Raw genomic sequence first — 24,427 nt, forward strand, 5'->3', positions numbered from 1 at the left:
GATCATTTGCGTCATTCCCTGCTCCGGTCGTGGCCGCAAAACAGTCGGCTGCGGGTACCCGCTGAGGGCACCCGCAGCCGCCCTGTGTTTTACAGGTACTGACCGGTGTTCGCCACCGTGTCGATGGAGCGTCCGGTGTCCGCGCCCTGCTTTCCGGTGATCAGGGTGCGGATGTAGACGATCCGCTCGCCCTTCTTGCCGGAGATCCGGGCCCAGTCGTCCGGGTTGGTGGTGTTCGGCAGGTCCTCGTTCTCCTTGAACTCGTCCACGCAAGCCTGGAGGAGGTGGGAGACGCGCAGGCCCTTCTGGTTGTGCTCCAGGAAGTCCTTGATCGCCATTTTCTTGGCGCGCCCGACGATGTTCTCGATCATGGCGCCGGAGTTGAAGTCCTTGAAATAGAGGACTTCCTTGTCTCCGTTGGCGTAGGTGACTTCCAGGAAGCGGTTCTCCTCGGATTCGGCGTACATCTGTTCCACTGCGGTCTGGATCATGCCCTGGACCGTGGCACCCCGGTCGCCGCCGTGCTCCCCGACGTCCTCGGGGTGCAGCGGAAGGCGCTCGGTGAGGTACTTCTGGAAGATGTCCTTGGCTGCTTCGGCGTCCGGACGCTCGATCTTGATCTTCACATCGAGCCGGCCGGGGCGCAGGATGGCGGGGTCGATCATGTCCTCGCGGTTGGAGGCACCGATCACGACCACGTTCTGGAGGCCTTCCACACCGTCGATCTCGGCGAGGAGCTGCGGGACGATGGTGTTCTCCACGTCCGAGCTGACACCGGAGCCGCGGGTGCGGAAGAGGGACTCCATCTCGTCGAAGAAGACGATGACGGGGGTACCCTCGCTGGCCTTCTCACGGGCACGCTGGAAGACCAGGCGGATCTGCCGCTCGGTCTCGCCGACGTACTTGTTGAGGAGCTCGGGGCCCTTGATGTTGAGGAAGAAGCTCTTGCCGGTGGCCTGGCCGGTGACCTCGGCGACCTTTTTGGCCAGCGAGTTGGCGACCGCCTTGGCGATGAGCGTCTTGCCGCATCCGGGGGGCCCGTAGAGCAGCACGCCCTTGGGCGGGCGCAGTTCGTGCTCCTTGAACAGGTCCGGGTAGAGGTACGGAAGCTCGACCGCGTCGCGGATCATCTCGATCTGGTTGCCCAGACCGCCGATCTGCTCGTAGCCGATGTCCGGGACCTCTTCGAGGACCAGTTCCTCGACCTCGCTCTTGGGGACCACCTCGTAGACGTAGCCGGAGCGGGGTTCGAGCAGCAGGGCGTCGCCGGGACGGATGGTGACGTCCAGCAGCGGCTCCGCGAGCCGCACCACCCGTTCCTCGTCGGTGTGCCCCAGTACCAGGGCGCGCTCGCCGTCCTCCAGGATCTCCTTGAGGGTGACGATGTCCCCGACGCGCTCGTACTCCATGGCCTCGACCACGTTGAGCGCTTCGTTGAGCATGACTTCCTGGCCGCGGCGCAGGTCGTCGAGTTCGACGCTTGGGCTGACGTTCACCCGGAGTTTGCGTCCTCCGGTGAAGATGTCGGCGGTGCCGTCCTCGTTCGCCGTGAGGAAGACACCGAAGCCGGCCGGCGGCTGTGCGAGCCGGTCGACTTCTTCCTTGAGGGCCACGATCTGGTCGCGGGCCTCACGGAGCGTGTTGGCGAGTCGCTCGTTCTGGGCGGACACGCCGGCCAGGTTGGTCTGCAGCTCGACGATCCGCTCTTCGAGAATCCTCGTGTGTCGCGGAGAGTCGGCGAGCTTACGTCGCAGGACGGCGATCTCCTGCTCAAGGTAGGCGATCTGCCCGGCAGGGTCTTCGGACCCTCGTCCCGGGCGGATGCCGCGGTTCATGTCGTCGTCGTGGGCTGCCACGGTCCTCACCTCCTCCAAGGGGAGCTGGACGCTTCCAGACCCTACCTGGGTGGGTGTCGATTGAAACCCCTAGATCACAAAGACTGTCAAGGTGTGTCGTCGGCCACACCCTGAGCTGTTCTCACGCCGTGTGGATACCCACTCAACGTCTTTCGGAAGCGGCCTGTTCCGGGCCGGAGTGGTCAAACACCGTCAAGTTTGGCTGGAGTTGCGGGTCGGAGGCACGGAGAGAGCCGCCGCGGGGCCGGTCGGGGCCGCATATGCCGGGGCCGAATCCGGTGACCCGGGTCCGTGACCCTGGGTGCCCGTGCGGGCGGGTCGGGTGACGATCGGGCGGCGGTCGACCGGCGGTGGAGCGGAGGTAGGGTCGAAGTCGGTCAACGGCCGCCGGTGCGGGCCCGTCCCGCCAGGGGGCCGGTCGGACGGCGTGGGAAATGGCAGGAGACATGGACGTGGAGCTGGAGGCCGGGGTCGGCGAGGCGCTGGAGGTCTGGATCGATCAGGACCTCTGTACCGGCGACGGCATCTGTGCCCAGTACGCGCCCGAGGTGTTCGAACTGGACATCGACGGGCTCGCCTATGTGAAGAGCGCGGACGACGAGCTCCTCCAGGACAAGGGCGCCACGACCCGGGTGCCGCTGCCGCTGCTCACGGATGTCGTGGACTCGGCCAAGGAGTGTCCCGGCGAGTGCATCCATGTCCGCCGGGTCGCGGACCGGGTCGAGGTGTACGGGCCCGACGCGCCGTGACGCGCCGGGCGCCGAGGGTCGTCAGACGCTCTGGGCGCCGGCCGGGGTGGAGCGGGCGAACGCGCCGTCGTCCCACTGCCATTTCGCGCGGTCGGTGACGTCGGGGCAGCAACTGGGCACGTCGGCCGTCGAGTAGCCGAGCAGGGTGGCGGTGACGGCCCCCTCGCGTACGGCGAACTCGCTGACGGTCTGGCGGTCCTTCGGGTCGACGAGGGTCGCCACCACCCGGGGCCGCTCGCTGCCGGTCCCGCGCGTGAGGACGTAGACGCCGTCCGGCGGGGTGCCCATGGGGGCGTCGCAGTGCACGACGACCACGGTCTCGGGGCGGCCGTCGCCATCGAGGTCCCCCGACGCCTTCTTGACCACGATCGCCTTCACCGGGCCGCATTCGAGCGGGAAGTCGACGCCTTCGGGGTCGGGTGCCGCGACGGCGGCGGGGGCGGTCCTGGACTGCGGGCCCGCCGCCTGGGCGGCGTTGGCCGCGTCCGGTTGCAGGACCGACGAGAGCGCCACGACAGCGGCCAGGGCGGTGGCGGTCGCGAGCCAGTGGATCGGACGGGTGTGGGTGTGGGCCAGTTCCGGGACGGCGGAGTGCTGCACTAGGGGTGTCTCCCGCGAGGGCTGTGCCGGTGGGGGGGGTGCCAGGCATGGTGCCACACGTCACACCACGGGGGAACGGCGGGGGTGTGCCGTTCCGGTGACGAAATGGGGACCACGGATGGCGGGCCGTCAGCACAACGGCGCCGCGGTGGAGTTCCCGGTGCTCCAGGGGAACTCGACCACGGCGCCGATACGTTGTACGCGGCGGGGGGCCACCCTCAGCGGCCGGAGCCGCCGTCGGCGTTGGGTCCCGCGTAGTCCTCGCCGTAGGCGCCCTTGGCGGGGCGGCGGCGGCGCATGGGCGGCTCGACACCGTCGGCGAGGCGGCGGGCGGTGAGCAGGAAGCCGGTGTGGCCGATCATCCGGTGGTCCGGGCGGACGGCCAGGCCCTCGACGTGCCAGTTGCGGATCATCGACTCCCACGCGGTCGGCTCGTTGAAGCAGCCGATCTCGCGGATGGACTCGACGGTCCGGGCGAGCTGGGTGGTGGTGGCGACGTAGCAGCACAGGATGCCGCCGGGGACGAGCGCCTTCTTGACGACGTCCAGGCACTCCCAGGGGGCGAGCATGTCGAGGATGACCCGGTCGACGTCGGTGTCGGACAGGTTGTCCTGGAGGTCGCCGACGGTGAGCTGCCAGGCGGGGTGGGGGCCGCCGAAGTAGCGCTCCACGTTCTGCCGGGCGATGTCGGCGAAGTCCTCGCGGCGCTCGTAGGAGTGCAGCATGCCCTGGTCGCCGATGGCGCGCAGCAGGAAGCTGCTGAGCGAGCCGGAGCCGACGCCGGCCTCGACCACGCGGGCGCCGGGGAAGATGTCGGCGAACGCGAGGATCTGCCCCGCGTCCTTCGGGTAGACGACGGCTGCCCCGCGGGGCATGGACAGGACGTAGTCGGGGAGCAGGGGGCGCAGCGCGAGGTAGGCGACGTTCCCGGTGGTGCGGACAACGCTGCCCTCGGGAGCGCCGATCAGTTCGTCGTGCGGGAAGGAACCCTTGTGGGTGTGGAAATTCTTCCCGGCCTCGAGCGTGAACGTGTAGTGGCGGCCCTTGGGGTCGGTCAGCTGAACCTGGTCCCCGACCTTGAAGGGCCCGCGCCTGCGGGCGGCACCGGTCGGTTCGGACATGTGAACAGACTACCGGGGTTTACCGGGCCCGCCGACCATCAGGAAGGCCGGGCCATCGCCTTCACGAAGGCCCGCTCCACGTCCGCCGCCGACAGTACGCCGTAGATCTCCCCCGTCTCCTCGACCACCAGGTACTCGGTGGCCGGAGTCGCCCGGAGGGCCTCCAGCAGCTCCTCCCCCGACAGTTCCGCGGAGACCCGCATGCCCTCGGTGAGGTCCTGGGCGAGGCCGCCGACGGCGACCCAGGGGCGCCGGTGTTCGGGGACGCCGACGATGGCGGCCTCGCGGACCAGGGAGCGCGGGGTGCCGTCGGCGTCGACCACGACGAGGGCGCGGGCCCCGGCGGTGTTGGCGCGGCGCAGGGCCTCCGAGAGGGGGGTGTCCGCCTCCACGGGGACCGCGCGGCGGGTCAGGGAGCGGGCGCGCAGTTCGGGCAGGTGTTCGCGCAGCCGGGCCATCCGGAGGCTGTTCCCGGCGCCGGTCCAGATGATCGCGGCGAGGATCGCGGCCAGCAGGGCGTCCATGACGGTGTCCATGCCGACGTTGTCCTCGGCGTTGGAACCGAGCGCTCCGGACTGGGTGAGCAGCGGGAGCCCGATCAGCACGGAGACGGCGAGCGCGCGGCCGACCCAGGCGGCGGCGACGGTGCCGCTCATCGGCTTCCCGGTGATCTTCCAGACGACGGCGCGGAGCATCCGGCCACCGTCCAGGGGGAGGCCGGGCAGGAGGTTGAAGGCGGCCACGATGAGGTTGGAGATCATCAGGCCGGCCAGCAGCACGCCGGGCACGGTGCCGGGCTCCACGGCCTGCATGGCGCCGTAGAAGAGGCCGGCCAGGATCAGGGAGAGCAGGGGGCCGACGAAGGCGAGGACGAACTCGCGGCCCGGGGTGTCGGACTCCTTCTCGATCTCGCTGACGCCGCCGAAGAACTGCAGCTGGATACGGCGGACCGGGAGCTTGAAGCGGAGGGCGGCGACGGTGTGCGCGAGTTCGTGCACGAGCACGGAGGCGTAGAAGGCGACCGCGAAGAAGAGGGAGACGAGATAGCGGGCGGCGCCGAGTTCGGGCAGTACCCGGTCGAGCTGGCCGCCGAACACCCAGGTGATCAGGGCGGCGACCAGGAACCAGCTGGGCGCGACGTACACCGGTACGCCGAAGGGGCGGCCCATCAGGAGGCCGCCGCGGGGCGCGGGGGGCTTGGGGGGCTTGCCGGCGCCGGAGTGGGCGAGGGGGCGGTCGGGCGCGGCGGGGCCCCGCTCGTCGGAGGGCGGGGTGTCGGTGGCGGTCCGCCGGGGCGGGTCCGCATCCTTGCGCGGCGTCTCGTCCCCGGGGGCCTGGGGCGGGTCCGAGGGCTCCTGGGGGGCCGGGTTCGCGGGCGGGGTCGTCGGTGTTGCGTGGTGGCTGGCCGGCTCCTCGGTGCCGGGCCGCGGCTGCCCGCTCCCGCCGCTCTCGTCCACGGTGTCCCCTCGTTCGAAGCGTCTTCCGCGCCTGCCGGGCGGAAGGGTCTCTGGTCGATGGTATGCGTCCGGCGCGACGCGATCCGCCCCGGCACCCCCTGTGTTCGCGTGACGCCGCTCGGGTGACTGTCAGTGCCGGGCCGTAAGGTCTGTGGGCATGGAGACGAGCACGGAGGACGGGGAGCCGTCGGTGGCGGCCGAGGCCCCTACGGCATCGCAGGCGCAGGGTGTGGCGGACGGCGGGCGGGCCGTGCCGCTCGCCATAGTGCCCGCCTCGCTGTCGCCCTCGCGTGCGGGTGACTTCATGCAGTGCCCGTTGCTGTACCGGTTCCGGGTGATCGACCGGCTGCCCGAGAAGCCCAGCGAGGCGGCGTCCCGGGGCACGCTGGTGCACGCGGTGCTGGAGCGGCTCTTCGACGCCCCGGCCGCCGAGCGGACCGCGCCCCGCGCCAAGTCGCTGATCCCGGGGCAGTGGGACCGGCTGCGCGAGTCCCGGCCGGAGGTCCAGGAGCTGTTCGCCGAGGATCCGGAGGGCGAGCGGCTCGCGCGGTGGCTCGACCAGGCCGAGCAGCTGGTCGAGCGGTGGTTCACGCTGGAGGATCCGACCCGGCTGGAACCGGCCGAGCGCGAGCTGTTCGTCGAGGCCGAGCTGGATTCCGGGCTGCGGCTGCGCGGCATCATCGACCGGGTCGACGTGGCGCCGTCCGGCGAGGTGCGGATCGTCGACTACAAGACGGGCAAGGCGCCCCGGCCGGAGTACGCCGAGGGCGCGCTGTTCCAGATGAAGTTCTACGCCCTGGTGGTGTGGCGGCTGAAGAACGTCGTGCCGCGCCGGCTCCAGCTGGTGTATCTCGGCAGCGGTGACGTCCTGACGTACGACCCGGTGCTCGCCGACCTGGAGCGGGTGGAGCGCAAGCTGCTGGCGCTGTGGGAGGCGATCCGCACCGCGACCGAGACCGGCGACTGGCGGCCGAGGCCGACCAAGCTGTGCGGCTGGTGCGACCACCAGGAACACTGCCCGGAATTCGGCGGCACTCCCCCGCCCTACCCGCTGCCGATCCGGGCGGCCGACGACGGCTCGACCGGGGGTCCGGCCGTCGTCCCCCAGGAAGCACAGGCGGCTGCCGGCCAGGGCGGCTGACGGGGGCGGCCGAAGATGCGGGTGGCGTCCCCCGGCAAGCACAACCGACTGCCGGTCAGGGGCCCACGGCGGTTCGGGGCCGTCCCCGGGAAGCACAGCCCGCCGCCGATGAGGGCGGCTCACGCGGTTCGGGGGGCGTCTCCCGGGAAGCACAAGCCGCTGCCGGTCAGGGCGGCTGAAAGGGAACCGGTCAGGGCGGCGGAGTCGGGTGAGCGCGCGCAGGGCAGAATGGGGCCGGACTAGCGAAGGAGACTTACGTGGCCATCCGCGTCCTACTGGTCGACGACCAGCCGCTGCTGCGTACCGGCTTCCGGATGATCCTGGAGGCGGAGCAGGATCTCGCGGTCGTGGGCGAGGCCGGAGACGGCCTTCAGGCACTCGACCAGGTGCGGGCACTGCAGCCCGATGTGGTTCTGATGGACATCCGCATGCCGCGGATGGACGGGGTGGAGGCGACCCGGCAGATCACCGGCCCCGGGCGGGACGGCCCGGCCAAGGTGCTGGTGCTGACCACCTTCGACCTCGACGAGTATGTGGTGGAGGCGCTAAAGGCGGGCGCCAGCGGCTTCCTGCTGAAGGACGCCCCCGCCAATGAGCTGGTGCAGGCCATCCGGGTGGTGGCCGGGGGCGAGGCGATGCTGGCACCGAGCATCACGCGTCGGCTGCTCGACAAGTACGCCACGCATCTGCCGTCCGGCGAGGAGCCCGTCCCGGACACCCTGCACACCCTCACCGACCGCGAGGTGGAGGTGCTGAAGCTGGTGGCGCGCGGGCTGTCCAACGCCGAGATCGCCGCCGATCTGTTCGTCAGCGAGACCACGGTCAAGACGCATGTCGGGCACGTGCTCACCAAACTGGGCCTGCGCGACCGGGTGCAGGCCGCGGTGTACGCGTACGAGAGCGGGCTGGTGCGCCCCGGCGCGCAGTAGGGACCGACGCGAGGGCGCCCGCTTCCCCGGAAGGAAGCGGGCGCCCTCGCGCGTGTGCGGGCTCAGCCCTTGCTGAGCTCCCAGAAGCGGAACACCGTGGAGGCGTCGAGGCAGTACTCCAGGCCGTACACGCCGTCGTGGACGACCGCGTACTGCTTGGCCTGCCAGATGGGCAGGACGGGGAGCTCCGCGGCCACGATGTCCTGGAGCCGGCCGTAGTCGTCCTCGGTCGCGGTGCGGTCGCTCTGGGCGCCGGTGCGCGGGATCAGCGTGCCGGTGATGGTGTCGTTGCTGTAGTTGTTGCCCAGCACGTTGCCCTCGCCGAAGAAGGGCGACGTGAAGTTGTCGGCGTCCGGGTAGTCCGGCACCCAGCCCTTGACGTACACGCCGTACTTGCCGGCGGCGATGTCCTTCTCGTACTGCTCGTACGCGACGGACTTCACCTCGGCGTCGAACAGGCCGCTGGCGTTGAGCTGCCCGGCGATCGCCTTCAGCTCCTCGTCGGTGGCCGGGCCGTAGCGCGACGGGGTCGACCACAGCGTCAGCTTCACCTTGCCGGTGATGCCGTCGGCCTGCAGGGCCGCCGCGGCCTTGGCCTTGGAGGGGCGGGCGCCGTAGGTGTCGAAGAAGGCGGTGTTGTGGCCGCCGATGCCCGCCGGGATGATCGAGTACAGCGGGGTCGCGGTGCCCTGGTACACGTCCTCGACAAGGGCCTCGCGGTCGAGCAGGTAGGCCATGGCCCTGCGGACGCCGAGCCGGCCGGCGACCGGGTCGTCCATGTTGAAGACCAGGTGCTGTACCTCGGCGCCGGTGCCGTCGACGATCTCGACGCCGGAGCTGGAGCTGTCGTCGGCCTTCTCGATCTCGGCGATGTCGGCGGCGCTGAGACCTCGGTAGGCGATGTCGATCTGCTTCTCGCGCAGCGCGGTCCGCAGGGCGGTCCGGTCGCCGTGGAAGAACTTCATGGTGACGCCGGAGTTCTTGGTCTCGGCGTTGCCGGTGTAGTGCTCGTTGACGGAGAAGGCGGCCTCGTCGTCGCTGAAGGAGTCCAGCTTGTAGGGGCCGGAGCCGACGGCCTCGCCGTCCTCGCGCAGTCCGCCCGCGTCGTACTGGCGGTGGTCGACGATGGAGCCGGCGCCCGAGGCGATCTTGCTCGGGAAGGTGGCGTCCGGGGTGTTCAGCCGGAAGACGACCGTCTTCTCGTCCGGGGTCTCGACCTTCTCCAGCATCGGGAACATGATCGCCGGACCGGCGTCGTCGTTGATCTTCAGCATGCGGTCGAAGGAGAACTTGACGTCCTTCGAGGTGAGCGGGTCACCGTTGCTGAACTTCAGCCCGTCCTTCAGCGTGCACTCGTAGACCTTGGTCCGGGTGTCGGTGAAGGCGCAGGATTCGGCGGCGTCCGGCTCGGGGTCGGTGCCGCCCTTGGGGAAGCTGAGCAGGGACTGGAAGACGTTGTTGAACAACAGCCAGGAGCCCGGGTCGTAGCCGGACGCCGGGTCGGTGGCCAGGACGTCGTCGGACATCCCTATCACCACCGAGGAGCTGTCGCTCGCGGAGCCGCCGGTCTCCGTGCCGCAGCCGGTCAGCAGGCCGGAGGCCAGCCCCGCCATCACAGGCAGGACCGGCCACTGGTTGCGCATGTTCACGTGCAGGTGCCTTGTCGTCGTGTCGGACATCGCGGGCCGCCGTCCCGGCGTCCCGGCACGGGATACGTCAGCCGCTCACGCCGCGGCCGAGCTCCCACAGCTGAAGGGTGGAGGAGGAGTTGAGCGCGTAGGCGGTGCCCGTGACGTCGTCGCGCGCGGCGACGTACTGCTTGCCCTGCCACAGCGGGATCACCGGGACGTCCTCGGCGACGATGTCCTGAATGCTCGTCAGGCTGTCGACCGCGGACTGCCGGTCGGCCTCACGACGGGACTCCGGGATGAGGGAGTTGCGGATCTCGCTGTTCGCGTACGGCGAGCCGAGGAAGTTGTCCTTGTCGAGGAACGGCGCGATGTAGTTGTCGGCGTCCGGGAAGTCGGGGAACCAGCCCATGCCGTAGACCTCGTACTCGCCCTTCTGCTCGGCGGGGCGGAAGGTCTCCCAGGGGGTGCCCTTGATCTTCACGTCGAACAGACCGCTGGAGTTCAGCTGCTCCTTCAGCAGCTCGAACTCCTTCTTCGTGGCCGAGCCGTAGTGGTCGGTGGTGTAGTGCAGCGTCATCGACACCGGCGTGCTGACGTTCGCCTTGGCCAGCAGCGCCTTGGCCTTGGCGGTGCTGGGCTCGCCGTACTTGTTGAAGAAGGCGTTGGAGTGGCCGGTCAGGCTGGCCGGGACCAGCGAGTACAGCGGCTCGGCCTGGGTGCCGTAGACCTTGCTGACCAGTTCGCCGCGGTTGATGACCTGGGCCATCGCCTGGCGGACCGCCTTGCTCTCGACGGCCGGGGCATCGGTGTTGAAGGCGAGGTAGCGGATCTCCAGGCCGGACATCTCGACCAGGTCGACCGTGCTGTCGGAGGCCGTGGACAGCCGCTGGATCTGGTCCGGCGACATCGTGCGGGACATCAGGTGGATGTCGCCCTGCTCGATGGCGCTGCTCATGGCGTCGGCGTCGGCGAAGGAGCGCAGCTCGACCTCGTCGTTGTTCACCGTCAGGGCGCCCTTGTAGGAGGGGTTCTTGGTGAACACGGCCTTGACCAGCTTGCCGTCCTCCTCCTCGGCCGCGAAGGTGTACGGCCCCGAGCCGTCGACCTGGAAGCCGTCGCGGAGCTTGCCGGCCTCGTAGTCGTCCGGGTCCACGATGCCCGCGACGGGCGTGGACAGCTTGTACGGGAAGGTGGCGTCGGCGGTGTTCAGATGGAAGATGACCTCGCGCTCGCCCTGGGTCTCCACGGTGTCGACGGTCGACAGCAGCGCGGAGACCCCGCTGTCCGCCTTGAGCTTGAGGGCGCGCTCGATGGAGTACTTCACATCGGCGGCGGTGACCGTGTCGCCGCCTGCGAACTTCAGCCCCTCGCGCAGGGTGCAGGCGTAGCGCTCGTTGCCGGTGTCGGTGAAGCCGCAGCGCTCGGCCGCCTCGGGGACCGGCTCGCCCTCGCCGCGCGGCTGGATCATGAGGGTCTGCACGGTCTGGCGCAGGATGTTCCAGGTGCCGACGTCGTAGGCGTACGCCGGGTCCAGCGGCGCGGGTGCCTCGCTCGTGGCGGTGAACTCGTCCGTGGTACCGACGACGATCGCGTCCCCACCGCCGCTGCCGCTGTCCGATCCGCCGCAGGCGGCGAGGACCGGGGCGAGCAGACCGATGACGGCCGGCAGCACCAAAGTCTTGCGGTTCATGCTCGAGTTTCTCCAGAGCTGTCTCGTCCGTGTACCCGGCATGCAGGGGTGTCGCGGCGGATCACGGCGATAGGGGGTGATGTTCTCGCGATGAGATTAGTCGGCGTCCCGAGGACGCCTGGCGCCCACCGGAGTTGAGCCCCCATCACGCAGCGAAACCGGGTGTGGACGCACCGAAAAGCCGACAGCGGAAGGATTAGTGCAGCGTCATCCCAATCGGGACACAAGGGCACGCCGATGACGCCCCAAAGGGGGTGAACAGCACACGGCCTGCGGCCTGTCGAGGCCGCCCGGGGTGGCGAACCTCACACCGGCGGGCAGCCCGGACGCTCGGCGGAATTCGGCCATCCGGCGGACCCGAATTCCTTGATCTGCGGGGCAGTTCCCGGGGCCCGCCGCCCTGCCGGATTTTCTTTGTATCGCGGCTGCACGCTCGGTGAACGGCTAGCGCATTTCCGTCATCAGGCCGCGCAGAAAAGCCAGGTCCACCTCTTCCAGCGAGCCGACGACGGTCCGCCGGTGGGCCGGGGCGATGGTGGCGACCGAGGGCACCACCACGACCTGGCAGCCGGCCGCCTCCGCCGCCGCGACCCCGGTCGCGGTGTCCTCGACGACCGCGCATCTGGCCGGATCCACGCCAAGTCCGGCCGCGGCGGCCAGATAGGGGTCGGGGTGCGGCTTGGTGCGCGGCACCTCGTCGCCGGCCACCGTCAGCGCGAAGTACTGCGGGCCGAGCGAGGCCAGGACGCGGTCGATGATGCGCCGGTGCGAGGCGGAGACCAGGGCGGTGGGGATCTCGTGCGCGGCCAGTTCGGCCAGCAGCCGGGTGGCGCCCGGCATCAGCGGCAGGGAGCGTTTGATGCGCTCCTCGAAGCCCTGGTTGAGGAGCACCGTGAGTTCGGCGAGGGTGATGTCGGCACCGGTGGCCTCGATCAGGAATCCCGCGCTGCGGCTCATGGGACCGCCGACCACGACATGGCGCCAGGAGTCGTCGAGGGTGTGCCCGAGACCGGCGAAGACCTCGGCCTCGACGTCCCACCAGAACCCCTCGGTGTCCACGAGGGTGCCGTCCATGTCGAGGAGTACGGCCTGGAGGGCGGAGCCTTCCGCCGTACGGGTTACTGGCGCGGGGACCGTGCTGGTCATCCGGGCGCACCTCCTTGAGGGACGATCAGGCCGGTTCCCGCACGGGGAACCGGCCTGCAGTGGACCGACCAGTGTACGTCGTGTGTCGCTGCGCCGCCCTGTTTAACCGACGTGGCCCGGGGCACACCGGAGCCTCGGTCGAGGGCGCCTCGCCTGCCGGGGGCCGGCGGGCGTCAGCGCGCGTTGAAGTACTTCGCCTCCGGGTGGTGGATGACGATGGCGTCCGTGGACTGCTCGGGGTGCAGCTGGAACTCCTCGGAGAGGTGCACGCCGATGCGCTCGGGCCGGAGCAGTTCGGCGATCTTCGCGCGGTCCTCCAGGTCGGGGCAGGCGCCGTAGCCGAGCGAGAAGCGGGCGCCCCGGTACTTCAGGGCGAACATGTCCTCGACGTCGCTCGGGTCCTCGCCGGAGAAGCCCAGCTCGGAGCGGACGCGCGCGTGCCAGTACTCGGCCAGGGCCTCGGCCAACTGCACGGACAGGCCGTGCAGTTCGAGGTAGTCGCGGTAGGAGTCGGACTCGAAGAGCCGGGCCGTCTCCTCCCCGATGCGGGAGCCGACGGTGACGACCTGGAGGCCGACGACATCGGTCTCGCCCGACTCCTCCGGGCGGAAGAAGTCGGCCAGGCACAGCCGGCGGCCGCGGCGCTGGCGGGGGAAGGTGAAGCGGGTCCGCTCGTTGCCCTGGTCGTCCAGGATGATCAGGTCGTCGTCCTTGGACACGCAGGGGAAGTAGCCGTAGACGACGGCCGCTTCGAGGAGGTTCTCGGTCTGGAGCCGGTCCAGCAGACCGCGCAGGCGGGGGCGGCCCTCGGTCTCGACCAGCTCCTCGTAGGTCGGGCCGTCGCCGGTGCGGGCCTGCTTGAGGCCCCACTGCCCCTTGAACAGCGCGCCCTCGTCCAGCCAGGAGGCGTACTCCTTGAGCTGGATGCCCTTGATGACGCGGGTGTCCCAGAAGGGCGGCGTGGGCACGGGGTTGTCGGTGGCGACGTCGGAGCGGACGTGCCCCTCCTCCGGGCGCTCCTCGACCACCGTCTGGGCGGTGGCCCTGACCCGGCGCTGCTTGAGCTCGGGCAGCTTCGCGCCGGGCACGCCGCGCTTGACGCCGATCAGGGCGTCCATCAGGCGCAGCCCCTCGAACGCGTCGCGGGCGTAGCGGACTTCACCCTCGTACAGCTCGTGCAGGTCCTGCTCGACGTAGGCCCGGGTGAGGGCGGCGCCGCCGAGGATGACGGGGTAGTCCGCCGCCATGCCGCGCTGGTTGAGTTCCTCCAGGTTCTCCTTCATGATCACCGTGGACTTGACCAGCAGGCCGGACATGCCGATGACGTCGGCCTTGTGCTCCGCGGCGGCGTCCAGGATCGCGGAGACCGGCTGCTTGATGCCGAGGTTGACGACGTTGTAGCCGTTGTTGGACAGGATGATGTCGACGAGGTTCTTGCCGATGTCGTGCACGTCGCCGCGGACGGTGGCCAGCACGATGGTGCCCTTGCCCTCGGCGTCGGACTTCTCCATGTGCGGTTCGAGGTGGGCGACGGCGGCCTTCATGACCTCGGCGGACTGGAGCACGAAGGGCAGCTGCATCTGGCCGGAGCCGAAGAGCTCGCCGACCACCTTCATGCCGTCCAGCAGGATCTCGTTGACGATGTCGAGGGCCTTGCGGGTCTGCAGCGCCTCGTCGAGGTCGGCCTCCAGGCCGTTGCGCTCGCCGTCGATGATGCGGCGCTTGAGGCGCTCCTCCAGCGGCAGCGCGGCCAGCTCCTCGGCCCGGCCGGCCTTGAGGGACTTGGTGGTGGCGCCCTCGAACAGGGCCATCAGCTTCTGCAGCGGGTCGTAGCCCTCGGCGCGGCGGTCGTGGATCAGGTCGAGGGCCGTCCGCACCTCCTCCTCGGTGAACCGGGCGATCGGCAGGATCTTCGAGGCGTGCACGATCGCCGAGTCCAGGCCCGCCTTGACGCACTCGTCGAGGAAGACGGAGTTGAGCAGGACGCGGGCGGCCGGGTTCAGGCCGAAGGAGATGTTCGACAGGCCCAGCGTGGTCTGCACCTCGGGGTGGCGGCGCTTGAGCTCGCGGATCGCCTCGATGGTGGCGATGCCGTCCTTGCGGGACTCCTCCTGACCGGTGCAGATGGTGAAGGTCAGGGTGTCGATGAGGATGTCCGACTCGTGGATGCCCCAGTTCCCGGTCAGGTCGTCGATCAGCCGCTCGGCGATCTCGACCTTCTTCTCCGGGGTGCGGGCCTGGCCCTCCTCGTCGATGGTCAGCGCGATCAGCGCGGCGCCGTGCTCCCGGGCGAGCTGGGTGACCTGCGCGAACCGGGACTCGGGGCCGTCGCCGTCCTCGTAGTTGACGGAGTTGATGACGGCACGCCCGCCGAGCTTCTGCAGGCCGGCCCGGATGACGTCGACCTCGGTGGAGTCCAGCACGATCGGCAGCGTGGAGGCGGTGGCGAAACGGCCCGCCAGCTCCTCCATGTCGGCGACGCCGTCCCGGCCGACGTAGTCCACGCACAGGTCGAGCATGTGCGCGCCCTCGCGGATCTGCTCGCGGGCGATCTCCACGCAGTCGTCCCAGCGGGCGTCGAGCATGGCCTCGCGGAACTTCTTGGAGCCGTTGGCGTTCGTCCGCTCGCCGATCGCGAGGTAGGAGGTGTCCTGCCTGAACGGGACGGTCTGGTAGAGGGAGGCGGCGCCCGGCTCGGGGCGCGGGTTGCGCTCGCCGGGGGTGAGGGTGCGGGCCCGCTCGACGACCTGGCGCAGATGCTCGGGGGTGGTGCCGCAGCAGCCGCCGATGAGGCTGAGGCCGTAGTCGCGGACGAAGTTCTCCTGGGCGTCCGCCAGGCCCTCGGGGCCGAGCGGGAAGTGGGCGCCGTCCTTGGTGAGGATCGGCAGGCCCGCGTTCGGCATGCACAGCAGCGGGATGCGGGAGTGCCGGGTGAGGTAGCGCAGGTGCTCGCTCATCTCGGCGGGGCCGGTGGAGCAGTTCAGGCCGATCATGTCGATGCCGAGCGGCTCCAGCGCGGTGAGCGCGGCGCCGATCTCGGAGCCGAGCAGCATGGTGCCGGTGGTCTCGAAGGCCATGGAGGCCAGCAGGGGCACCTCGACGCCGGTCGCCTCCATGGCGCGGCGGGCGCCCAGCACGGACGCCTTGGTCTGCAGGAGGTCCTGGGTGGTCTCCACGATCAGGGCGTCGGCGCCGCCGGCCAGCAGGCCCTCGGCGTTCGCCTGGTAGCCGTCGCGGATCGTGGTGTAGCCGACGTGGCCGAGGGTGGGCAGCTTGGTGCCGGGGCCGATGGAACCGAGCACCCAGCGGGTACGGCCGTCGCGGGCGGCGTACTCGTCGGCCACCTCGCGGGCGATGCGGGCACCGGCCTCGGACAGCTCGTGCACGCGGTCGGCGATCTCGTACTCCGCCGCCGCCGTGTGGTTGGCCCCGAAGGTGTTCGTCTCGACGCAGTCGACGCCCACCGCGAAGTACGCGTCATGGACGGAGCGGACGATGTCGGGCCGGGTCAGGTTCAGGATCTCGTTGCAGCCCTCGAGGTTCTCGAAGTCCTCGAGCGTGGGGTCCTGCTCCTGGAGCATGGTGCCCATGGCTCCGTCGGCGACCACCACCCGGGTGGCGAGGGCCTCGCGGAGGGCGGACACACGGGTCCGGCTGTCGGCGGAAGGGGTCTGTGGCAACGAGGCCATGAAAGGGCTCCCTGAGGTGCGACGGCTGTCGGCTTTGCGCCCTTGCGGTCTGTTCCGCGGTGGGCGCACGCCGCCAGGGTAGCCGGGACCGGGACCTGATGGTCAGGGCGTCCACGGGACGGACGAGGATGACGGGCGGGCCGCCCGCGGGATACGAGTGACACAACGGATCGCTGCGGACCATTGGCGGTTGGTCGGCATGGACCGGTAGTGTTCGGCATTGCCGAACAACGGCGTCGTCGAGGTCGGCGATCGAGGGGACGGAGGCAGGACGGCGATGGCACGGAACATCCAGTCGCTCGAACGGGCGGCGGCGATGCTGCGGCTCCTCGCGGGCGGCGAGCGCCGGCTCGGCCTGTCGGACATCGCCTCCTCCCTGGGGCTCGCCAAGGGCACCGCGCACGGCATCCTGCGCACCCTCCAGCAGGAGGGGTTCGTCGAGCAGGACGAGGCCTCCGGGCGCTACCAGCTGGGCGCGGAGCTGCTGCGCCTGGGCACCACCTACCTGGACGTGCACGAGCTGCGGGCGCGTGCCCTGGTGTGGACCGACGACCTGGCCCGCTCCAGCGGGGAGAGCGTCTACCTGGGCGTCCTGCACCAGCAGGGCGTGCTGATCGTGCACCACGTCTTCCGGCCCGACGACAGCCGGCAGGTGCTGGAGATCGGGGCCATGCAGCCCCTGCACTCCACGGCGCTGGGCAAGGTGCTGTCGGCGTACGACCCGGTCGCGCACAGCGAGGCGCTGGAGGCCGACCGCAAGGCGTTCACCGACCGGACCGTGTGCGACCTGGAGAGCTTCGAGCGCCTCCTCGACACCACACGCGCGCGCGGGTACGCGGCCGACGTCGAGGAGACCTGGGAGGGCGTCGCCTCGCTGGCCGCCCCCATCCACGACCGACGGCGGATGCCGGTCGGCGCGGTCGGCATCACGGGCGCCGTGGAGCGGCTGTGCCAGGACGGCGAGGTACGCCCCGAGGTGATCGCCGCGGTACGGGACTGCGCCCGCGCGGTGTCGCGGGATCTGGGCGCCGGGCGCTTCTGACCTCACCACCGGATCACCGGAGCGCCGTCGGCGTTCCGGTCTTCGGCCTACCCTGAGACGGACAAATGGGGATGTTCGCGTCAACCTCCCCTCCGCACATCGATAGCCCAGGGCGATCAATAACGATCGTGCTTTCGATAACAGAACTCTTGACTCACCTGTGAAGCCGGAGCAAGACTCCCGTCCATCGGTCGGCATTGTCGAACACCTACCGGCAATAAGCGCTAGAGTGTGGCAACGCCAAGGGCCGGTACAGCTCTCATCCCCGAGGGCGCGAACCACCGGTGGGACCCGGGGTTCGGCTTCCCCTGGACGAAGGACAAAGGAGTCGCGGGTGTCCAGCTCCGACATCTTCATCGGCGAGACCATCGGTACCGCCATACTCATCCTGCTCGGCGGCGGTGTCTGCGCCGCCGTCACGCTGAAGGCCTCCAAGGCCCGTAACGCCGGCTGGCTCGCCATCACCTTCGGGTGGGGCTTCGCGGTCCTCACGGCGGTCTACATCTCGGCGCCCCTGTCCGGCGCCCACCTGAACCCGGCCGTGACCCTCGGGCTCGCGATCAAGGACGACGGCATCCCGTGGAGCGACGTCCCGACCTACGTCGGCGGACAGCTGCTCGGCGCCATGATCGGTGCGGCCCTGGTCTGGGTCGCCTACTACGGCCAGTTCCTCGCCCACCTGACCGACAGGGAGATCGTCGGCGGTCCCGGCGCCGAGACGACCACCGCCAAGGCGGTCGAGGCCCGGGAGAAGGGCGCGGGTCCGGTCCTCGGCGTCTTCTCCACCGGTCCGGAGATCCGGGTCGCCTGGCAGAACGTGGCCACCGAGATCATCGGCACCGTGGTGCTGATCCTCGCGGTCCTCACGCAGGGCCTGAACGCGGCCGGCGACGGTCTCGGTGCCCTGGGCGGTCTGATCACCGCGCTCGTGGTGGTCTCGATAGGTCTGTCGCTGGGCGGTCCGACGGGTTACGCGATCAACCCGGCCCGTGACCTCGGCCCGCGCATCGTGCACGCCCTGCTGCCGTTGCCCAACAAGGGGGGCTCCGACTGGGGCTACGCCTGGGTCCCGGTGGTCGGCCCGCTGATCGGCGCGGCCGTCGCCGCAGGCATCTACAACGTCGCTTTCGTCTAAAGCTCACACGGACGCCCGAAGCACAGGTAGACACGTCCCCTTGAAACCACGGACCCTCCAGGAGCACACAGTGACCGACGCCCACACCGCCGGCCCCTTCATCGCCGCCATCGACCAGGGCACCACCTCCTCCCGCTGCATCGTCTTCGACCGCGACGGCCGTATCGTCTCCGTCGACCAGAAGGAGCACGAGCAGATCTTCCCGAAGCCGGGCTGGGTCGAGCACAACGCCACCGAGATCTGGACCAACGTCCAGGAGGTCGTCGCCGGAGCCATCGCCAAGGCCGGCATCACCCGCGACGACATCAAGGCCATCGGCATCACCAACCAGCGCGAGACCACCGTGCTGTGGGACCGGAACACCGGCGAGCCCGTCCACAACGCCCTCGTCTGGCAGGACACCCGCACCGACTCGCTCTGCAGGGAGCTCGGCCGCAACGTCGGCCAGGACCGCTTCCGCCGGGAGACCGGCCTGCCGCTCGCGTCCTACTTCTCCGGCCCGAAGGCCCGCTGGCTGCTGGACAACGTCGAGGGCCTGCGGGAGCGCGCCGAGGCGGGCGACATCCTCTTCGGCACCATGGACACCTGGGTCATCTGGAACCTGACCGGCGGGGTCGACGGCGGCAAGCACGTCACCGACGTCACCAACGCCTCCCGCACCATGCTGATGAACCTGCACACCATGAAGTGGGACGAGAAGATCGCCGAGTCCATCGGCGTCCCGCTGACGATCCTGCCGGAGATCCGCTCATCCGCCGAGGTCTACGGCGAGGTCACCGGCGGCAAGCTGGGCGACCTGCTCGGCGGCATCCCGGTCGCCTCGGCGCTCGGCGACCAGCAGGCGGCCCTGTTCGGCCAGACCTGCTTCTCCGAGGGCGAGACCAAGTCCACCTACGGCACCGGCACCTTCATGGTGATGAACACCGGCGACAAGATCATCAACTCCTACGCGGGTCTGCTGACCACCGTCGGCTACAAGATCGGCGACCAGCCGACGGTCTACGCGCTGGAGGGCTCGATCGCCGTCACCGGCTCCCTGGTGCAGTGGATGCGCGACCAGATGGGCCTGATCTCCACCGCGGCCGAGATCGAGACGCTCGCGCTCTCCGTCGAGGACAACGGCGGCGCCTACTTCGTGCCGGCCTTCTCCGGCCTGTTCGCCCCCCACTGGCGCTCCGACGCCCGCGGTGTGATCGCCGGCCTGACCCGGTACGTCACCAAGGCGCACCTGGCGCGCGCCGTCCTGGAGGCGACCGCCTGGCAGACCCGGGAGATCGCCGACGCCATGGTCAAGGACTCCGGCGACGAGCTGGTGACCCTGAAGGTCGACGGCGGCATGACCTCCAACAACCTCCTGATGCAGACGCTCTCGGACGTCCTGGACGCGCCGGTGGTGCGCCCGATGGTCGCCGAGACCACCTGCCTCGGCGCCGCCTACGCCGCCGGCCTCGCCGTCGGCTTCTGGTCCAGCACCGACGAACTGCGCGCCAACTGGCGCCGGGCCGCCGAGTGGACCCCCCACATGGACGCGGAGACCCGCGACCGCGAGTACAAGAACTGGCTCAAGGCCGTCGAACGGACCATGGGCTGGATCGACGACGACGACAGCTGACCGGAGCGCGCGGGGAGCTCGGCAGCGAGTTCCCCGGGAGCTTCGCCGCACGCTCTGACGAGGAGTAAGAACCCGAAATGACCAGTCAGTCCACCCTCCAGTCCGTGCCTGCCCTCGGCACGCGCCCGGCCTCCGGCTCGAACCCGAGCCGTGCCGAGACCCGGGAGCAGCTCTCCAAGGCGTCGTACGACCTTCTCGTGATCGGCGGCGGCATCCTGGGCATCTCCACCGCCTGGCACGCCGCGCAGTCCGGTCTGAGGGTGGCCCTGGTCGACGCCGGCGACTTCGCCGGCGCCACCTCCTCCGCCTCCTCCAAGCTCCTCCACGGCGGTCTGCGGTATCTGCAGACCGGCGCGGTGAAGCTGGTGGCGGAGAACCACTTCGAGCGCCGTGCGGTCTCCCGCCAGGTGGCCCCCCATCTGGCGAACCCGCTCACCTTCTACCTCCCCGTGTACAAGGGCGGGCCGCACGGCGCGGCGAAGCTCGGCGCGGGCGTCTTCGCCTACTCCGCGCTCTCCGCGTTCGGTGACGGCGTCGGCCACCTGCTCTCCCCGGCGAAGGCCGCGCAGGACGTGCCCGAGCTGCGCACCGACAACCTCAAGGCCGTGGCCGTGTACGGCGACGACCAGATGAACGACGCCCGGATGGCGTTGATGACGGTCCGCGCGGCCGTCGAGGCGGGCGCCGCCGTCCTGAACCACGCCGAGGTCACCGGCCTGCGCTTCACCCGCGGCCGGGTCACCGGCGCCGAGCTGCGCGACCGGGTGTCGGGCGACGAGTTCGGCGTCGACGCCCGCCTGGTGCTGAACGCCACCGGTCCCTGGGTGGACCACCTGCGCACCATGGAGGACCCCAAGGCCGCACCGTCGATCCGCCTGTCGAAGGGCGCGCACCTGGTCCTGAAGCGGACCTCGCCCTGGAAGGCGGCGCTGGCCACCCCGATCGACAAGTACCGCATCACCTTCGCCCTGCCGTGGGAGGACATGCTCCTGCTCGGCACCACGGACGAGGAGTTCGAGGGCGACCCGGCGGACGTCTCCGTCACCGAGAAGGACATAGCCCAGATCCTGGACGAGGCCGCGTTCTCCATCCGCGACCAGCAGCTGTCCCGGGATCTGATCACCTACTCCTTCGCCGGTCTGCGGGTGCTGCCGGGCGGACCCGGCGACACCGCGAAGGCCAAGCGCGAGACGGTCGTCACCGAGGGCCGCGGCGGCATGCTGTCGGTCGCCGGCGGCAAGTGGACGACCTTCCGCCACATCGGCCGCACGATCATGAAGAAGCTGGAGGCGCTGCCGGGCCACCCGCTGGGCGACGACTTCGAGCCGATCAGCACCCTGCCGAAGAAGATCCCGCTGCCCGGTGTCGCCAACCCGCGCGCGGTCGCGCACCGCCTCCTGGTGGACGGTCCCGCGCCGGGCCCGCGCATGGGCGCCGACACCGCCCGGCACCTGGCCACCCACTACGGTTCGCTGGCCTTCGACATCGCCCGGCTGGCCAACGACAACCCCGAACTCGCCGAGCGCGTCCACCCCGACGCCCCGGAGATCTGGGCCCAGGTCGTCTACGCCCGCGACCACGAGTGGGCGGAGACGGCGGACGACGTCCTGCGCCGCCGTACGACGCTGACGATCCGCGGACTGGCCTCGGACGACGTGCGGGCGAAGGTCCAGGACCTGCTCGACAAGAAGTAGCCCGCGGCGGGCGCCGGTGACGTGCCTCCATAATGTGCTCAGACATCGGATGTCTCAGCACACTGGAGGCCGTCATGGCAGTCACCGACGAGGCGATCGAGAAGATCAAGGGCATGATCGTCTCCGGTGCGCTGCGCCCCGGCGACCGGCTCCCCAAGGAGAGTGAACTCGCCGCCGGACTGGGCCTGTCCCGCAACTCCCTGCGCGAGGCGGTGCGCGCCCTGTCGCTGATCCGGATCCTGGACGTGCGGCAGGGCGACGGCACGTATGTGACCAGCCTCGATCCGCAACTGCTGCTGGAGGCCATGAGTTTCGTCGTCGACTTCCACCGCGACGACACCGTGCTGGAGTTCCTGGCCGTCCGGCGCATCCTGGAGCCGGCCGCGACGGCCATGGCGGCGGCCCGCATCAGCGAGCGGCAACTGGACGAGCTGGCCGAGCAGTTGGACGGGCTCGGCACCTCACCCTCGGTGGAGGAACTCGTCGCCTGCGATCTGGAGTTCCACCGGGCGATCGTGCGGACCTCCGGCAACTCGGTGCTGTGCTCCCTGCTCGACGGGCTGTCGGGGCCCACCACCCGTGCCCGGATCTGGCGGGGGCTGACCCAACAGGACGCGGTCGGCCGCACCCTGTACGAGCACCGGGCGATCCTCACCGCCCTGCGCGACGGGGACGCGGAGGCCGCCCGCTCGTGGGCGACGGTGCACATCGCGAGCGTGGAACAGTGGCTGCGCTCCGCCCTGTGAGGACCACCGGACGAGGGGGTGTTCCGGGGTGGCGATCGGGGCAGTGATCCGTTCACTCCCCCGTGCAAGGGGGCTGCGGGCGCCCCCGCCGCACGCCGTAAGGTTGGGTCGTCAGGCGAGGGCACGTCGGAAGGAGGCACTGGGTGATCGAGCTCGAGGGGGTTCCCGAGCTGATCGACCCGGTCATGGTGGCCGCGTTCGAGGGCTGGAACGACGCCGGCGACGCCGCCTCCACCGCGGTCGCGCATCTGGACAGGGAGTGGAAGGGCGAGGTCTTCGCGGCGCTGGACGCCGAGGACTACTACGACTTCCAGGTCAACCGCCCCACGGTGTGGATGGACGCGGGCGTACGGAAGATCACGTGGCCCACGACACGGCTGTCGGTGGTCCGGGTCGGCGGCGAGAAGCCACGGGACCTGGTGCTCGTCCGGGGCATCGAGCCGTCCATGCGCTGGCGCTCGTTCTGCAACGAGTTGCTGGCCTTCGCGCACGAACTGGGCGTGGAGCTGGTGGTCATCCTGGGCGCCCTGCTCGGCGACACCCCGCACACACGTCCGGTCCCGATCAGCGGGACCACGTCGGACCCGGATCTGGCCCGCCGGATGGACCTGGAGGAGACCAAGTACGAGGGGCCCACGGGCATCGTCGGCGTCCTTCAGGAGGCGTGCACGCACGCGGGCGTGCCGGCCGTCAGCCTCTGGGCGGCCGTACCGCACTACGTGTCGCAGCCACCCAACCCGAAGGCGACCCTGGCGCTGCTGAACCGGCTCGAGGACCTGATCGACGTGCGCATCCCGCTGGGCGAGCTGCCGGAGGACGCGCGCGCCTGGCAGGTGGGCGTGGACCAACTGGCCGCCGAGGACACCGAGGTCGCCGAGTACGTGCAGACGCTGGAGGAGGCCCGGGACACCGCGGAGCTGCCGGAGGCGTCGGGCGAGGCCATCGCGCGCGAGTTCGAGCGGTATCTGCGGCGCCGGGACGGCGGCCCGCCGGTCGGCGGACACGCCACGGACGGCGGGGACGGCACCTACCTGCGGGACAACCCCAGCGGTCGCACCCGCCCGCCGAAGCCACCCAAGCCGGGGCCCGAGGACGACGAGTCGTCGGAGGACTGAGGCCGTGCCAGTAAGCGGATGAGGGCGGTGCGCCGGTGCGCACCGCCCTCATCCGTCACCTCGGCACGGAGACCACGGAGTACGCCGTGGTGGGCGTCGGCGGGGTGGTGAACCGCGCGTTGGGCAGGTAGAGCCGCCCCCGGTACGCGGCCACCGTCGTCGGCACGTCGAAGGCGGGGTCGGTGATCCGGCGCCGGAAGACACCGCTGCGGCCGTCGGCGGCCAGCGTGAAGACGTCGATCGCGTTCTGCCGGTTCTGCACGACGTACAGCGTCCGCCCGGTCAGCAGCAGTCCGTCGCCGTTGGTGAGCGGTGCCGCGTCGCCGAGGTCGACGAGTTCGGTGACGCCGGTGCGCGGATCGACCCGGTACAGGGCGCCGACCCCGGACTGCACCACGAGCAGCGCCGAACCGTCCGGGGTGCGGGTGATGCCGTTGGCGTTGACGACCTCGCCGGGCACCTGGCGCCAGGCGCCGCCGAGAGGGATCCGCACGACCTCGTCCGCGCCCGGCAGTTCACCGTGCCGGCCGAGCGGGAGGGCGTACAGGGCCGGCTGGTAGGAGTCGGTGAACCAGGCCGCGCGCCGGGTCAGGAACACGTCGTTGGCGAAGGTCGGGGTGGTGGTGGTGAGGACGTACGAGGCGAGGATCTCGCCGCTGCGGGCGTCCACCACCCGGGCGCCCTGGCCGCGTCCGGCGACGAACAGCCGTCCCCGGTCGTCGAGTTTGAGCCCGACCGAGGGCGTGCCGGGGCCGGGCGAGACGATCGAGCCCGATCCGGTGCGCAGATCGGCGCGGTAGAGGGAGCCGTCGCCGAGGGAGCCGAGGTAGGCGTACGGCCCGCCGCCGATCGTGATGCCCTCCGGACGGAAGCCGTCGGGCAGCGCGATGACGGTGGGCCCGGCGACGGCCCGGGCGGGGGCGCCGACGAGTGCGGCGCCGGTCGCCGCGGCGCCGGCGGTCAGCAGTCCGCGGCGGGTGAGATGACGTGCGAAGGAACCGTGAGTGGGAGCCACGGGGAGCCCTTCCGCGAGGGGGACCGGCGGGTGGCCGGTCCAGCGGTCAACTACCGCTC

18 protein-coding genes are annotated in these 24,427 nt (G+C 70.5%); 9 read left to right on the forward strand and 9 right to left on the reverse strand.

What is annotated here, in order from left to right; all coding sequences use genetic code 11:
• Window positions 1–89: 89 nt before the first annotated feature.
• Window positions 90–1,856 (reverse strand): proteasome ATPase, encoded by a 1,767-nt coding sequence (gene arc, locus ACWD11_RS13270; protein ID WP_389419366.1) that lies wholly within the window; start codon window positions 1,854–1,856, stop codon window positions 90–92.
• 446 nt (window positions 1,857–2,302) lie between these two features.
• Between arc and ACWD11_RS13275 the strand changes: the two genes are divergently transcribed.
• A complete protein-coding gene (locus ACWD11_RS13275) occupies window positions 2,303–2,605 on the forward strand; it encodes a ferredoxin (RefSeq protein ID WP_389419367.1) in 303 nt (100 codons plus the stop codon).
• A 21-nt stretch (window positions 2,606–2,626) separates the two neighbouring features.
• On the opposite strand, the gene ACWD11_RS13280 is transcribed toward ACWD11_RS13275, so the two are convergent.
• From ACWD11_RS13280 to ACWD11_RS13290, 3 genes are all read right to left on the reverse strand, one after another.
• Complete coding sequence (locus ACWD11_RS13280; protein ID WP_389419368.1) at window positions 2,627–3,205, reverse strand: hypothetical protein; 579 nt, start codon at window positions 3,203–3,205, stop codon at window positions 2,627–2,629.
• Window positions 3,206–3,423: 218 nt separating this feature from the next.
• Entirely contained in the window at window positions 3,424–4,326 is a 903-nt protein-coding gene (locus tag ACWD11_RS13285; protein WP_389419369.1) for a tRNA (adenine-N1)-methyltransferase, read from the reverse strand.
• 38 nt (window positions 4,327–4,364) lie between these two features.
• Complete coding sequence (locus tag ACWD11_RS13290) at window positions 4,365–5,783, reverse strand: site-2 protease family protein (protein ID WP_451282961.1); 1,419 nt, start codon at window positions 5,781–5,783, stop codon at window positions 4,365–4,367.
• A gap of 157 nt (window positions 5,784–5,940) precedes the next feature.
• Between ACWD11_RS13290 and ACWD11_RS13295 the strand changes: the two genes are divergently transcribed.
• Together ACWD11_RS13295 and ACWD11_RS13300 are read left to right on the forward strand one after the other, a co-directional pair.
• Window positions 5,941–6,924: a RecB family exonuclease gene (locus ACWD11_RS13295; RefSeq protein WP_451282963.1), complete on the forward strand. Its 984-nt coding sequence runs from the start codon at window positions 5,941–5,943 to the stop codon at window positions 6,922–6,924.
• Window positions 6,925–7,181: 257 nt separating this feature from the next.
• The gene (locus tag ACWD11_RS13300; RefSeq protein WP_389419372.1) at window positions 7,182–7,853 is read left to right on the forward strand and encodes a response regulator; all 672 of its coding nucleotides are present in this window, start codon (window positions 7,182–7,184) and stop codon (window positions 7,851–7,853) included.
• Between the two features lie 62 nt (window positions 7,854–7,915).
• Here ACWD11_RS13300 and ACWD11_RS13305 read toward each other — a convergent pair whose 3' ends face one another.
• From ACWD11_RS13305 to metH, 4 genes are all read right to left on the reverse strand, one after another.
• On the reverse strand, window positions 7,916–9,502 hold the full coding sequence (locus ACWD11_RS13305) for an ABC transporter substrate-binding protein (protein WP_389419373.1): 1,587 nt from the start codon (window positions 9,500–9,502) through the stop codon (window positions 7,916–7,918).
• Window positions 9,503–9,569: 67 nt separating this feature from the next.
• Entirely contained in the window at window positions 9,570–11,174 is a 1,605-nt protein-coding gene (locus tag ACWD11_RS13310) for an ABC transporter substrate-binding protein (protein WP_389419374.1), read from the reverse strand.
• A 444-nt stretch (window positions 11,175–11,618) separates the two neighbouring features.
• A complete protein-coding gene (locus ACWD11_RS13315; RefSeq protein ID WP_389419375.1) occupies window positions 11,619–12,320 on the reverse strand; it encodes an HAD family hydrolase in 702 nt (233 codons plus the stop codon).
• Window positions 12,321–12,493: 173 nt separating this feature from the next.
• Window positions 12,494–16,009: a methionine synthase gene (metH, locus tag ACWD11_RS13320; RefSeq protein WP_389419376.1), complete on the reverse strand. Its 3,516-nt coding sequence runs from the start codon at window positions 16,007–16,009 to the stop codon at window positions 12,494–12,496.
• Between the two features lie 277 nt (window positions 16,010–16,286).
• On the opposite strand from metH, the gene ACWD11_RS13325 reads away from it, so the two are divergent.
• The 6 genes from ACWD11_RS13325 (at window position 16,287) to ACWD11_RS13350 (ending at window position 23,353) form a co-directional block, all read left to right on the forward strand.
• Window positions 16,287–17,051 carry an IclR family transcriptional regulator gene (locus ACWD11_RS13325; protein WP_389419377.1) on the forward strand — a complete coding sequence of 255 codons (765 nt, stop codon included), beginning with the start codon at window positions 16,287–16,289 and terminating at the stop codon, window positions 17,049–17,051.
• A gap of 334 nt (window positions 17,052–17,385) precedes the next feature.
• Entirely contained in the window at window positions 17,386–18,186 is an 801-nt protein-coding gene (locus ACWD11_RS13330) for an MIP/aquaporin family protein (protein WP_389419378.1), read from the forward strand.
• A gap of 70 nt (window positions 18,187–18,256) precedes the next feature.
• The gene (gene glpK, locus ACWD11_RS13335; protein ID WP_451282967.1) at window positions 18,257–19,798 is read left to right on the forward strand and encodes a glycerol kinase GlpK; all 1,542 of its coding nucleotides are present in this window, start codon (window positions 18,257–18,259) and stop codon (window positions 19,796–19,798) included.
• 77 nt (window positions 19,799–19,875) lie between these two features.
• Complete coding sequence (locus tag ACWD11_RS13340) at window positions 19,876–21,492, forward strand: glycerol-3-phosphate dehydrogenase/oxidase (RefSeq protein ID WP_389419380.1); 1,617 nt, start codon at window positions 19,876–19,878, stop codon at window positions 21,490–21,492.
• A gap of 74 nt (window positions 21,493–21,566) precedes the next feature.
• Window positions 21,567–22,238 (forward strand): FadR/GntR family transcriptional regulator, encoded by a 672-nt coding sequence (locus ACWD11_RS13345; RefSeq protein WP_389419381.1) that lies wholly within the window; start codon window positions 21,567–21,569, stop codon window positions 22,236–22,238.
• A gap of 143 nt (window positions 22,239–22,381) precedes the next feature.
• Window positions 22,382–23,353: a PAC2 family protein gene (locus ACWD11_RS13350; RefSeq protein ID WP_389419382.1), complete on the forward strand. Its 972-nt coding sequence runs from the start codon at window positions 22,382–22,384 to the stop codon at window positions 23,351–23,353.
• A gap of 55 nt (window positions 23,354–23,408) precedes the next feature.
• Here the strand turns inward: ACWD11_RS13350 and ACWD11_RS13355 are convergent, their stop codons facing one another.
• Window positions 23,409–24,368 (reverse strand): SMP-30/gluconolactonase/LRE family protein, encoded by a 960-nt coding sequence (locus tag ACWD11_RS13355; RefSeq protein WP_389419383.1) that lies wholly within the window; start codon window positions 24,366–24,368, stop codon window positions 23,409–23,411.
• Window positions 24,369–24,427: the final 59 nt, after the last annotated feature.

The organism is Streptomyces sp. NPDC002776 (assembly GCF_053592195.1).